The organism is Microcoleus sp. CAWBG27 (assembly GCF_020883145.1).
GTDB lineage: Bacteria > Cyanobacteriota > Cyanobacteriia > Cyanobacteriales > Microcoleaceae > Microcoleus.
This window is the reverse complement of sequence record NZ_JAHREU010000035.1, coordinates 39,223-52,219: the sequence shown is the minus strand read 5'-3', so window position 1 is coordinate 52,219 and position 12,997 is coordinate 39,223. Positions and strand designations below refer to the sequence as shown.

Here is a 12,997-nt window from a genome sequence, read left to right as displayed (position 1 = left end):
GGCCCTGCGCGATCGCCCCCAAATCCAAGAAACCGGGTTTCTGCGACAATTTTTGATGCCGAATCACTATAATTTATTGATTTACCTGAAAACGAATCGTTTTTCTAACCTGATGCAGGCATTTACTCTGTCTTATGCCAAGGCTATTAATAAACGCTATCAAAGAGTTGGTTCACTTTTTCAGGGACGGTTTGAGGCGATTCATGTGGGAGCATCTCAATTTTGTAAAAAGCATTTTTTTATTATAGTGCTGTCCCCGCTCGCGTATTGTACAACTCGCGACCGGGGACAGCACTATATATATAGCCTTTCTCAAAAAGATGAGGTATAACTGACAGCCCACACAACCCTTAAATCAAGAGGGCCCAAGCCCAACAACATACCTCATATGAGAGCTAGATCCGCTATAAATGAAAAACTGAGATGCTCCCAGTTTCGATGGATCTGTTTGGGTGGCTCTTTTTGCTGCTGTTTTTCACGATTAATTGACCCGCCCAAAAACGGAAGTCCCCGCAGGGCTGTCGTGGGTATCCCAAGATTTTAGACCTTAGTTCGATCTCCCAGATTTATCTGTGGAGTGACCATTGTGTTTAGGACTAAAGTCATTACTACAAACCGTTGTCACATCAAATAAAGGTACGTAGTTGCGCTTTAGCGCTCTTTGCAGATCTATGAAAGAGCGCTGAAGCGCAACTACGTACCTAAAGATCGATTGCCTGTTGTGTTTAGGACTAAAGTCCTTACTGCGAACTCTTGAGTTTGTGTTACTAAAATATTTATTTGTTAGATTATTAACTGATGCCACCTGAAGTGATTTTTGGAAATGCGGGTGCTGAAGGTGCAAGTCGCGGCGGTTGGTTTGCGGGTCACTTTATAATGCCCGAAGATGACGCGCGATCGACTTCTGCGTTAGAGGTAAAATGGGGCGTTCACACAGCGGGAGATTGCAGGACTCAGTGGGCGGTAAATGCGGCAGCAACTACGCTTTCTATTCTGGTAAAAGGGCGGTTTCGCTTGCAATTTCCTTCGCAAGAAATCTTGCTGTGTTGTGAAGGAGATTATGCTCTCTGGCTGCCGGGAGTGCCTCATTATTGGTCGGCCGAGGAGGATTCGGTGATCGTGACTGTGCGGTGGCCTTCGGTGTCGGGAGATAGTTCTGCGATTAAGAATTAACTTGAACTTCGGGAACTAAAACGCGACCATTATAACCCGCCCGCTGGTAGCGATCGATCGCCTCTGATGCAATAACATCGGCTTTCCCACTCTTAACCAGTGCAACACAAGCACCACCAAAACCTCCGCCCGTCAGCCTCGCGCCGAAAACTCCGGGGATTGACTGCAAGATTGCCGCCAAGGCATCTACTGCAACCACCGAAACTTCGTAGTCGTCGCGCAAACTCGCATGGGAAGCATTCATTAAATCGCCGAAACGTTCGGCTGGTAAAGATTTTACAGCTTGCAGCACGCGGTTGTTTTCGGTGACGACGTGGCGCGATCGCCTTTTTAGGGGTTCCGGCAATACTTCCACTGCTTTGGGATCGGTGATATCCCTAAGGGCTTTAACTCCCAATATCCGGGCGGATTCTTCGCACTCAGCACGCCGCTGGTTGTAGCCGCTTCCGGCTGCTAGCTTGTGGCTTTCACCGCTGTCAATGACTAAAATTTCTGTGCCTGTGGGAAAAGGTAGCGCGCGGTATTCGAGGCTGCGGGTGTCGAGAAATAGCATCGTTTTGGTGTCTGCTAAACTCGACGCCATTTGATCCATGATGCCACAGTTCACTCCGGCATACCGGATTTCGGTTAGCTGTCCGATTTGAGCCAGCCGCACGTCGTCTAGGGGGAGGTTCAGCAGCGCGCGGATTGCTCTGAGGGTGGCTATTTCTAAAGCGGCGCTGCTGGACAAACCGGCGCCGATCGGCACATCGGAGGTAATGTAGAGATTTATTGGTGGTATTTTGTACCCTTCTTTTTCTAAAAGTCGGATGCAGCCGCAGATATAACTGACGAATTTTTGCGGTATGGTATCGTCGTCTGAAAAATTTATGAGTTCGTCATATTCGGCTGAATAAAAATGGTGTCGGGTATCGCTGCTGAAGCCAATTTGTACTGTTGTGCGCTGCCCAATCGCAGTCGGAAGTACAAATCCATCGTTGTAGTCTGTGTGTTCGCCCAGCATATTTACTCTTCCGGGCGCGCTGGCTTGGGTTTGGGGTAATGTACCAAATACTCGTTGGAATTTCATTTTGGGAGAATTGGGAATTGGTTATTGGTTATTTGTTATTGGTTATTTGTTATTGGTTATTTGGAAAAACAGCTATCCGTGTATCCGTGACTTCCGTGTCGTCAATCAAGGGAATTGGGAAGAAATAAACTTATTTTTTATCGTTAATCATTTTATGATGCCTAAGTTTTTTGCTGAATTCAACCCCTGTTTACAAAAATAAACATAACTTTAGCTTGGGAAAAAATATGGGTTGTGATAGAATGGCAGGCTAAGATTTCTCCAAGAATTCAAAAAATGCGATCGACCAGACCCCGGAAACAGTTTGCTCAACATTGGCTCAAAAGCGAGAAAGCCTTAGATAAGATTGTCAAAGCGGCAAGTTTGTCGGGCGATCGCGTCCTGGAAATCGGGCCGGGCACTGGGATTCTGACTCGGCCCTTGCTTGCTGCGGCTGAGTCTGTTGTTGCGGTGGAGATCGATCGAGATTTGTGCCTAAAACTTGCCAAGCAACTAGGCAAAAACGACAACTTTTTACTGCTACAAGGCGATTTTCTGGAAATGGATTTAGAGGCTGAACTAATCGCCTTTCCCAAATTCCAAGATCCCAATAAAGTTGTTGCCAACATTCCCTACAATATCACCGGCCCCATCCTGCAAAAACTGCTGGGAACGATATCTGTGCCGGTTGCGAAACCCTTCGATGCGATCGTCCTGTTGGTGCAGAAAGAAGTAGCCCAAAGGCTTTACGCTAAACCTGGTTCGACAGCTTTTGGCGCTTTGTCGGTGCGGGTGCAGTATTTAGCAGAATGCGAGTTAATTTGCGATGTGCCGTCTAGAGACTTTTATCCGCCGCCAAAAGTCGATTCCGCCGTGGTGCGGCTGCTGCCCCGAGTGATAGAAACGCCAGCAGTTAATCCGCGTTATTTAGAGACTTTAGTCAAGTTGGGATTTGGCAGCAAGCGCAAGATGCTGCGTAATAATTTAAAAGGATCTGTGGATTTAGATAAACTCGTTCAATTGTTAGAAAAGTTACAGATAAATCCTCAATCTCGCGCTGAAGATTTAAGCGTGGCGCAATGGGTAAATTTGAGCAATAATTTGTGTGCCGATGACTAGAATTCTTGCACTCCCAAGCTTTCTTATCTGGAAATAATCTGGGTTGCATCTGCGGTTCGCCTATCAATCAAAGATTTATGCAATAAGTTTAGTGATAACTGATGATTAATAACGTTCGCGAGCTCTTGTTTACTCGCAAAACATGACTGATGAATAATGACTAATGACTTTCGCGTTTGGAAATAAAGTAAACCAGTGTAATCGGGAGCGAGAAATAGGCGATCGCAATTATTGAATCTGAGGCTACGTGCAGCCAGACTAACTTGGTCTGCCATCGATAACAGTGCCCGTGGGGAATAAATGACCCCGAACTAAAAAAAGTTTTCCACATTTCCTGCATAATATTTCCTTTGAGTTGTGAGAAAATGTAGTCTGACTGGTGTCAATTAATTTCTTCAACCAGGGGTTTCTTTCACCCGCGGCTTAATCACCTATGCGTTCATATTCTCTGCTAGCTTCAGCAAAAATCAATCTGTATTTGGAGATAATAGGCGATCGCCCCGACGGATATCACGAATTGGCGATGGTGCTTCAAAGCATAGATTTGGCCGATCGAATTGACTTGCGCGCGATCGGAACGGACACGATCCGCGTGCGCTGCGATCACCCCCAAGTCCCCCCGGACAAGAATAATCTGGCTTATCGGGCGGCGGATTTGTTGGCGCAGCAATTTCCAGATGCTTTGGCGAAATACGGCGGAGTCGAGATTGCCATTCACAAGCAGATTCCGGTGGCCGCGGGGCTCGCCGGCGGTTCTGCAAATGCTGCCGCAGTTTTAGTCGGGATGGACTTGCTGTGGCAATTGGGACTCACTCAATCGGAGTTGCAAGAGTTGGGCGGAACTCTGGGTTCTGATGTGCCTTTTTGCATTGGAGGAGGTACGGCTCTGGCAACAGGTCGTGGGGATAAACTCTCTCCCCTGCCCGATCTGGGTGGTTTTTGTGTGGTGCTGGCGAAGTTTCGCAATCTCAGTATTTCTACTGCATGGTCGTATCAAACTTATCGCAAACAGTTCAGTAGTTCCTATTGTGCGCCCGAAGATTTGGAATGTCGCCGCCAAAGGCTGCATTCAGGGCCGATGGTGGGGGCGATCGCGCAAAAAGATCGATCGAAAATTGGTCAATTGCTGCACAACGATTTAGAAAAAGTTGCTTTACCCGTGTACCCGCAGGTGTTGCAATTGCGGGAGGCTTTTGAGTCGGCGGGGGTTTTGGGTGCGATGATGTCTGGTTCCGGGCCGACGGTGTTTGCACTCTGTGAGTCTCCAGAGCAGGCTCAGCAAGTTCTGGAACGGGTGAAAAGTGCGATCGCCTCTCCTGATTTGGATTTTTGGGTAGCAAAGTTTAGCAATACTGGGATTCGGATTTTTTCGGAAGGAAATGACACGAAACCGCCGATTGTGAGGGTGTAACTCGCTGTCGGGTGCGATCGCGATCGTCGTTTAAATGTCAGTGGGGGCGATCCTCTCCGAGGGCTGCGCTAACGGCAAAAATGAATCTAACTTTGCGCGGAGTCTATTAAGATCGCAGAACTGATAAAATGACATGAAACACCGATTTTAGTTTTGGTAAATTAACCAGAAATCTAAAATCTAAAATCTAAAATCTAAAATCGCCATGGCTGATTTAACTAATCCAAATTCTACTTCTGAACCTCTAAGTTCGGCGCGGGATACAACGCCTGCATCTCCCAAGCAGCCGACTGTTTTGCGGTGCGTGATTGGTTCGCTGATCGCGAGTGTGTTCGCTTTTGGTTTGTATTCGCTAACTATGTCGATCGCTCTAAATTTTGCTAGCAAGCCGCTGCATTCCGCCAATATTACTGTGCTTAAAATTAGTGTCGCCGTGCGAACTTTAGTAGTGGGAATGGTGGCTTTAGGTACGGGCGTTTTTGGGCTGGCGGCTGTCGGTTTAATGCTGCTGGGTTTGCAAATTGGGATTCAAAAGCTGGTGAAGAAACCCGCAGCTTGAAACTATCAGCCCACAGAAAATCTCGCCTGCAAGCTGAATACTTAATAGTAAGATCGAAACAATGGAATTATTTACGATCGGACACTCCAATCACAGTATTGAAGCGTTTATTTTGCTGTTACAACAACACGGAATCACAGCGGTTGCGGACGTGCGATCGCATCCTTTCAGCCGCTATTTACCTCATTTTAATAAATCAGAAATTACAGATTCTCTGTCTGCTGCGGGCATTCAATATGTTTTTTTGGGGCAAGAATTGGGTGCGAGGCCGGAAGACTTAAGCTGTTACGATACTAGCGGTAAAGCTTTGTACGATCGCATAGCAGCGACTCCTCTATTTGCCTCAGGAATTCAACGCTTGCTCAAAGGCACCACTAATTATAAAATTAGTTTAATGTGTGCGGAAAAAGACCCGATTACTTGTCACCGCACTATTTTAGTTTGCCACAAACTCAAGGAATTTAATTTGCAAATAAATCATATTCTGTCCGATGGCAGTGTAGAATCACACCAGGATGTAGAAGCAAGACTTTTGAGCAAGTTTAACAAAGGTAAAAACAAAGGTAAAAACAACAATCAGCCAATTCAGTTAAGCTTGTTTGAATTAGAACCTCAAGTTAAAGATGAAATAGTTGATTTAGAAACAGCTTATTATCGTTACGGATTGGAAATCGCGTATGTCACCAAAGAAAGCAATTAATTTATTTACAATTGGTTTTACTCAAAAAAGTGCCGAGCAATTTTTTGATACCTTGATAAAAGCCGGAGTCCGCAGGGTGATAGATACGCGGCTGAATAATGTGTCGCAGCTAGCTGGTTTTGCTAAGCGGAAAGATTTAGAGTATTTTTTGCGGACAATTGGTAATATTGAGTATGTGCATATTCTGGATTTAGCGCCGACTCAAGATATTCTGGATGATTATAAAAAGAAAAAGGGAGATTGGGATGTTTATGAACAGCAGTTTTTGCAGTTGATTCGCGATCGACAAATTGAGCAAAAAATTTCACCGGATATTCTAGACTGCGGGTGTCTGCTTTGTAGCGAACCACAGCCTCACAACTGTCACCGCCGTTTAGTTGCTGAATATCTCAACGATAAGTGGCAAAATGTCAAAATTAGTCATCTTTGAATTGCATAGCTGGCGGGGAGTGCACGCCATACATAGAGGAATCAATCTAAAATCTAACATCTAACATCTAAAATCTAATGACTCGGATAATTTGCCTTGCTAATTCCTGGAAACGAGGTGACAGGTGCATCGCTGGAATTAATGAAATTAATGGTAACTGGGTACGTCCAATTTCCGACTTACCAGACGGCCAGATTCCTAAAGAAATACGGCAGATAAATAGACTCGAACCGGCATTATTAGATGTTATAGACATTCCTTTGGCAAATACGGGGCCGGATTTTGGTTTTGAGTCTGAAAATCTGTCTATTCTTCCGGGAAAATGGCAACTGGTTGGGAAGGTTTCTTCAGCCTATTTACTGAAACATTTCCGCGATAGGGCATATATTTTGCATAATGATTTGCGATTTGTGACAGTAGATTATATGCAATCTTTGCCAAGGGAAGAGCGCATTACTTTACAATTAATAAAAGCAGTAAAATTTACCGTAAGAATGGTCGGCAAAAGATTTGAAGGTGGGAATAAATGGGAAGGAGCTATTGTAACTGCATACAATCAAAAATTGACGGCAACAATTACCGATCCGGTGTTTACTAGAAGGTTGGATTTGGGTTATCGCCCGGAAAAAGCTTGTTTGCTAACCATCAGTTTAAGTATGCCTTGGCGGCCTGATGATTGGGAAGGAGACGATCCTTGTTGGAAGTTGATTGCGGGTGTGATTGAGTTGGAGGAAGATATTATTTATTATTGATTAGCTGGCGTTTTGATTGAAATGGCGATCGATTCTTGATTTTTGATTAATTTTAGTAACAACTCTTGACATCGCATACATTTGAAATTATGGTAGGGCGATCGGCGCGCGGCATAGGTTTAGAGATTTTGTTCGAGATTTAACATTCTTCGTGCTATAATTCTGCGGGACTGTAGCAGAAAGGGGTGCTTTTTCATGAAAGCAGAATTTTATTATGACTGTCACAGATATATTTGCAGCTTAGTTCAAGTTGATTTTGTCAAAGAATTAAAAATTAAAAATCATCAAGGTTTTGTGTTGGCTGTCAAGCAAGGAGAAAAGATTGGACTTTTGGGGAAAAGTCGCCATAATGCTAAACAAGTTGATGTGTCTAAGCCGCATTTTTATAATGTAATTAAAGCAGCAATGAGCGCTTTGGAATTAGAAACTAGAAATGAAGTCATATTAGAGAGAAATCGAACTATTGCTGATGGCGAAGAAATGATTCAGCAGCAAAACCGAGAAATTCGCGTTTTGAATGAACAGCTTAGAATTCAAGCGACTCAGATTGAGCATTTGTCAAGGGAAAACCAGCAGTTATCGTTGCAGTTAGTTGAGAAGGAAATTAGAGAAACTCAAATTAGTCAAGAAATTGAGGAAGATTTAGCGGCGGAAATTGACGATGGGGTTGGGGAAGCTGAGATTAGTGAAGCCATGGATGAATTGCCGATTTTAGATTCTGGATTTGGATTGGAGTTAGTCGAACATCAGCAGGATTTGCAGGATGTTGAGAAAGCTGAAGAAATCAGCGGAGGCGAGGTTGAAATTGTGGATTTAGAAATTGTAGAAAAAGTAGAAGTTCCAGCCGAAAGTGAAATTAAGCACTTGCCTAAAAGAGGTTCACAGAGAAAGATGAGAAAGAAATAATGAAAAATTATAATTGTTTTTAAACAGTCAAAGGTTCGTAGTGAGGACTTCAGTCCGCATCAAATGCAAGGGCTGAAGTCCTCACTACGAAACGGGTGCATCTCATTTTTGCAAATATATTCGTAGGGGCGAAGCATTTCGGCAGTAAATCTCTGGTTCTCATTCATAAATTATGTGCCGAAATGCTTCGCCCTTGCCAAATTGAGTTTTTGAAGAGGGCGAAGCATGACCGCATATAATTTATTAGTTATAATCTTATATTGACAGCGGTCATGCTTCGCCCCTACACACATATTTGCAAAGCTGAAGAACACCCTATGAGGCGACTTATTTTATGTGGCGACACACCCTACTAATACTAAGCTTATAGCATTTTTAGTCGGGATTTCTCGGCGATTAGGTACTCCGGTACCCAAAAACGATCGACAGACATGAGAATAGCTACAGATATGAAAATATCAATATTTTCTCCCATTTCCTCAGTGGGCAATAAGCCAAATAATTCGTCGAATTCCTTGACATCTGCTAAAATATTATCAATGTCTTCTACAAGTTCGTCCGGGTAAATGCAGTGGATTCCTCTCTCATCTTCATAATATGCTTCTTCGTCAGGAAAGAATTGTGAGGGTTTGAGTGTTTCCATCAGATAATCTAGCTTGTGAAATTCTGTTTCAGGAACGATCGCAGCTAGATCTTTCCCTGCTTGCTGTAAAATAAAACGATCGCCCTTTTGCATCACTCGTTTCACGATCGCGATCGCATTTTCGCAAAATTCCTCAACAGTTAAGCGGAAAAACCCCTCAGAGTCGATCGCCAGTTTAGCGCCCGCAGCCGCGCCCACAGCAGAATTTTGACAATTATCCAGGGCGATCGGTAAGATCGTAGGTGCGATCGAACTACGGTCAGCAGCATTAAATCCTTCAGTCATCAGTCGTTCCTCAAGATACGCATAATTGTTGACAATATTGCACAATAGAGAAAATTGTAAATATATAGCACCTACGTCTTTTTACCGCTGATGAATAGCAAATTTCTCGATCGACTCCACCACCCCTCGCGCCCAGTCATCGTCTTCGACGGCGCCATGGGAACCAACCTGCAAGTCCAAAACCTCACCGCAGAAGACTTTGGCGGTAAAGAATACGAAGGCTGTAACGAATATCTCGTGCACACCAAGCCGGAAGCCGTCGCCATCGTGCACCGAGGATTCCTCGAAGCAGGCGCCGATGTCATCGAAACAGACACCTTCGGCGCTGCTTCCATCGTGCTCGCCGAGTACGATTTAGCCGACAAAGCCTATTATCTCAACAAAACGGCGGCTGAACTCGCCAAAAATATCGCGGCCGAATTTGACACGCCAGAAAAACCGAGATTTGTCGCAGGATCGATCGGCCCTGGCACCAAATTGCCAACCTTAGGACACATTGATTTTGACACGCTTACCGCCGCTTTTACCGAACAAGCAGAAGGACTTTATGACGGTGGCGTTGACTTATTTATTGTCGAAACTTGTCAAGATGTACTGCAAATTAAATCAGCATTAAATGCCATTGAAGAAGTATTTAAGAAAAAAGGTGCGCGGATTCCGTTAATGGTATCAGTCACAATGGAAGCCACCGGCACAATGTTAGTCGGTTCCGACATCAGCGCCGCTTTAGCTATTTTGCAGCCCTATCCCATAGATATTTTAGGATTAAACTGCGCCACCGGGCCCGATCGCATGGCGGAACACGTCAAATATCTATCCGAACATTCGCCCTTCGTGGTTTCCTGCGTACCAAACGCTGGTTTACCCGAAAACATTGGCGGCCACGCACACTACAAACTGACGCCGATTGAATTAAAAATGGCCTTGATGCGCTTCGTCGAAGACTTAGGCGTGCAAGTCATCGGCGGCTGCTGTGGCACTCGCTACGATCACATCCGCGAACTGTCAGAAATTGGCACAACTCTTAAACCCAAGATTCGCGAAATTACTTGGGAACCAGCCGCTGCTTCAATTTATAGCGCCCAACCCTACGAACAAGAAAATTCCTTCTTAATTGTCGGGGAAAAACTCAACGCTAGCGGTTCCAAAAAATGCCGCGATTTGCTAAACGCCGAAGACTGGGACGGTTTAGTAGCAATGGCTAGAGAACAAGTGCGAGAAGGCGCCCACGTTCTCGATGTCAACGTCGATTATGTCGGGCGCGACGGCGTGCGCGATATGAAAGAATTAGTATCCCGCGTTGTGACTAATGCAACTCTGCCTTTAATGCTGGATTCCACCGAGTGGGAAAAGATGGAAGCCGGCTTGAAAGTGGCGGGCGGCAAATGTTTGCTAAATTCTACCAACTATGAAGACGGAGAACCGCGTTTTTATCAAGTTTTGGAGTTGGCGAAAAAATACGGCGCGGGGATTGTGATCGGGACGATTGACGAAGACGGGATGGCGCGAACTGCTGACCAAAAATTTGCGATCGCCCAACGCGCCTATAACGCCGCCATCGCCTACGGAATTCCCGCCTCAGAACTCTTTTTTGACACCCTGGCTTTGCCGATTTCTACCGGGATTGAAGAAGACCGAAAAAATGGCAAAGCTACGATCGAATCTATCCGTCGCATCCGCCAAGAATTGCCGGGATGTCACGTGATTTTGGGAGTTTCTAATATTTCCTTCGGCTTGAATCCGGCGGCGCGCCAAGTTCTCAATTCCATGTTTTTGCACGAAGCGATGCAGGCGGGGATGGATTCGGCTATTATCAGCGCTAATAAGATTTTGCCGATCGCCAAAATCGACCCCAAACACCAAGAAATCTGCCGCAAACTGATCTACGACCAACGCGAGTTCGACGGCGATATTTGCGTTTACGACCCCTTGGGCGACCTGACAACGGTGTTTGCGGGCAAAACTACCAAGCGCGATCGTACCCAAGACGAAAACCTCCCCGTCGAAGAACGATTGAAGCGCCACATCATCGACGGCGAACGCATCGGCCTCGACATCCAACTAGCCAAAGCATTAGAAACCTATCCGCCACTGCAAATTATCAATACCTTCTTGTTAGATGGGATGAAAGTAGTCGGAGAATTGTTCGGATCGGGACAAATGCAATTGCCATTTGTATTGCAGTCAGCAGAAACCATGAAAGCGGCAGTTGCTTATTTAGAACCGTACATGGAAAAGTCCGAATCCGGGGACAATGCTAAAGGCACATTTATCATTGCAACTGTCAAAGGCGACGTTCACGACATCGGCAAAAACTTAGTTGATATTATCCTATCAAACAACGGCTACCGAGTAATTAATTTGGGAATTAAACAGCCAGTTGACAATATCATCGAAGCCTACGAAAAGCACAAAGCAGATTGTATTGCGATGAGCGGCTTGCTGGTGAAATCTACCGCATTTATGAAGGAAAATCTGGAAGTATTCAACCAGAAAGGAATCACTGTCCCCGTAATTTTGGGAGGTGCTGCTTTGACTCCCAAGTTTGTCCATGAAGACTGCCAAAATACCTATAAAGGTAAAGTCGTTTACGGCAAAGATGCGTTTTCTGACTTGCATTTTATGGACAAACTGATGCCAGCCAAATCTGCTGGAAACTGGGAAGATTTGGCTGGATTTTTAGATGAAGTTGGGAGTGAGAATGGGGTGGTGAAAGCAGCTAAAACTTCGGCAGAAACTGCGGTTGAGGATGCGAAGAAGGCAGACACTCCGGTGATTGTTGATACCAAGCGTTCCGAAGCAGTTGACGTAAATATCGATCGCCCGAATCCTCCTTTCTGGGGAACCAAACTGTTATCGCCCGAAGAAATCCCCTTTGAAGAGCTTTTCTGGCACTTAGATTTGCAAGCATTAGTTGCGGGACAGTGGCAATTCCGCAAGCCAAAAGACCAATCGCGAGAAGAATACGATGCTTTCTTGGCAGAGAAAGTTTATCCCATACTGGAAGAATGGAAACACAAAATTATTACCGAAAAGTTACTGCATCCCCAAGCAATTTACGGGTATTTTCCTTGTCAAGCTGAGGGAAATTCGTTGCATATTTACAACCCGGAAATTATGAGTAACGGGCAAGATGTATCTACACCCGCCACAACATTGACATTTCCCCGGCAAAAATCGGCGCGCAGGCTGTGCATTGCCGACTTCTTCGCGCCGAAAGAATCGGGCAAAATCGATGTATTTCCGATGCAAGTGGCGACGGTGGGAGAAGTTGCTACGGAGTACGCCCAAAAGCTATTTGCTAACAATCAATATACCGATTACCTCTACTTCCACGGGTTGGCGGTACAGACAGCGGAAGCGGTAGCAGAATGGACTCACGCGCGGATTCGCCGAGAATTGGGCTTTGCTAGCGAGGAACCGGACAACATTCGGGATATGCTGGCGCAGCGATATCGCGGTTCGCGCTACAGTTTCGGCTATCCGGCTTGTCCGAATATGGCGGATCAGTACAAGCAATTAGATTTGTTAAAGTGCGATCGTATAAACCTGTACATGGATGAAAGCGAACAGCTTTATCCGGAACAATCCACCACTGCAATTATCACCTATCACCCAGCCGCGAAATACTTCAGTGCTTAATTATTTGGTGCGCGCGGACTAATCTGTTGTGCATTTAAATCCCTCGGGTTTGTAGTGAGGACTTTAGTCCGCATTTGGAGAGGACTAACTGGTTTGTAGTGAGGACTTTAGTCCGCATTTGGAGAGAACTAAAGTCCTGACTACGAACCTCTATTATGGGTTTGTAGTGAGGACTTTAGTCCGCATTTAGAGAGGACTAACTGGTTTGTAGTGAGGACTTTAGTCCGCATTTGGAGAGGACTAAAGTCCTGACTACGAACCTCTATTATGGGTTTGTAGTGAGGACTTTAGTCCGCATTTGGAGAGGACTAACTGGTTTGTAGTGAGGA

General features: G+C 45.3%; 12 protein-coding genes and 1 pseudogene. 10 read left to right on the top strand and 3 right to left on the bottom strand.

Going from position 1 to position 12,997, the window contains the following annotated elements:
- Together QZ938_RS19335 and QZ938_RS19330 are read left to right on the top strand one after the other, a co-directional pair.
- Positions 1-331 (top strand): annotated as a pseudogene (locus QZ938_RS19335) (hypothetical protein); the annotation flags it as partial.
- Between the two features lie 467 nt (positions 332-798).
- On the top strand, positions 799-1,173 hold the full coding sequence (locus QZ938_RS19330; RefSeq protein WP_293352866.1) for a signal peptidase I: 375 nt from the start codon (positions 799-801) through the stop codon (positions 1,171-1,173).
- Here QZ938_RS19330 and galK read toward each other — a convergent pair.
- On the bottom strand, positions 1,163-2,242 hold the full coding sequence (gene galK, locus QZ938_RS19325) for a galactokinase (RefSeq protein WP_293147905.1): 1,080 nt from the start codon (positions 2,240-2,242) through the stop codon (positions 1,163-1,165). The genes QZ938_RS19330 and galK overlap by 11 nt on opposite strands.
- A 276-nt stretch (positions 2,243-2,518) precedes the next feature.
- Here galK and rsmA point away from each other — a divergent pair, with 276 nt between their 5' ends.
- The gene (rsmA, locus tag QZ938_RS19320) at positions 2,519-3,340 is read left to right on the top strand and encodes a 16S rRNA (adenine(1518)-N(6)/adenine(1519)-N(6))-dimethyltransferase RsmA (RefSeq protein WP_293147963.1); all 822 of its coding nucleotides are present in this window, start codon (positions 2,519-2,521) and stop codon (positions 3,338-3,340) included.
- Positions 3,341-3,500: 160 nt separating this feature from the next.
- On the opposite strand, the gene QZ938_RS19315 is transcribed toward rsmA, so the two are convergent.
- Complete coding sequence (locus tag QZ938_RS19315) at positions 3,501-3,680, bottom strand: hypothetical protein (RefSeq protein WP_293352864.1); 180 nt, start codon at positions 3,678-3,680, stop codon at positions 3,501-3,503.
- A 93-nt stretch (positions 3,681-3,773) separates the two neighbouring features.
- Here QZ938_RS19315 and ispE point away from each other — a divergent pair, with 93 nt between their 5' ends.
- The 6 genes from ispE to QZ938_RS19285 all read left to right on the top strand — a co-directional run bounded on the left by ispE (position 3,774) and on the right by QZ938_RS19285 (position 8,098).
- Positions 3,774-4,751, top strand: a complete 978-nt coding sequence (gene ispE / locus QZ938_RS19310) for a 4-(cytidine 5'-diphospho)-2-C-methyl-D-erythritol kinase (protein WP_293147908.1) — start codon at positions 3,774-3,776, stop codon at positions 4,749-4,751.
- A gap of 205 nt (positions 4,752-4,956) precedes the next feature.
- Entirely contained in the window at positions 4,957-5,310 is a 354-nt protein-coding gene (locus QZ938_RS19305) for a DUF3082 domain-containing protein (protein ID WP_293352862.1), read from the top strand.
- Positions 5,311-5,371: 61 nt separating this feature from the next.
- The gene (locus QZ938_RS19300; protein WP_293147911.1) at positions 5,372-6,010 is read left to right on the top strand and encodes a DUF488 family protein; all 639 of its coding nucleotides are present in this window, start codon (positions 5,372-5,374) and stop codon (positions 6,008-6,010) included.
- A complete protein-coding gene (locus tag QZ938_RS19295; RefSeq protein ID WP_293325344.1) occupies positions 5,988-6,440 on the top strand; it encodes a DUF488 family protein in 453 nt (150 codons plus the stop codon). The genes QZ938_RS19300 and QZ938_RS19295 overlap by 23 nt, the downstream gene beginning before the upstream one ends.
- A gap of 77 nt (positions 6,441-6,517) precedes the next feature.
- Positions 6,518-7,192, top strand: a complete 675-nt coding sequence (locus QZ938_RS19290) for a hypothetical protein (protein WP_293352860.1) — start codon at positions 6,518-6,520, stop codon at positions 7,190-7,192.
- A gap of 195 nt (positions 7,193-7,387) precedes the next feature.
- Positions 7,388-8,098, top strand: a complete 711-nt coding sequence (locus QZ938_RS19285; RefSeq protein WP_293147913.1) for a hypothetical protein — start codon at positions 7,388-7,390, stop codon at positions 8,096-8,098.
- 364 nt (positions 8,099-8,462) lie between these two features.
- Here the strand turns inward: QZ938_RS19285 and QZ938_RS19280 are convergent, their stop codons facing one another.
- Complete coding sequence (locus QZ938_RS19280) at positions 8,463-9,026, bottom strand: type II toxin-antitoxin system Phd/YefM family antitoxin (protein WP_293352858.1); 564 nt, start codon at positions 9,024-9,026, stop codon at positions 8,463-8,465.
- A 90-nt stretch (positions 9,027-9,116) separates the two neighbouring features.
- Between QZ938_RS19280 and metH the strand changes: the two genes are divergently transcribed.
- Positions 9,117-12,668 (top strand): methionine synthase, encoded by a 3,552-nt coding sequence (gene metH / locus QZ938_RS19275; RefSeq protein ID WP_293352856.1) that lies wholly within the window; start codon positions 9,117-9,119, stop codon positions 12,666-12,668.
- Positions 12,669-12,997 lie beyond the last annotated feature (329 nt).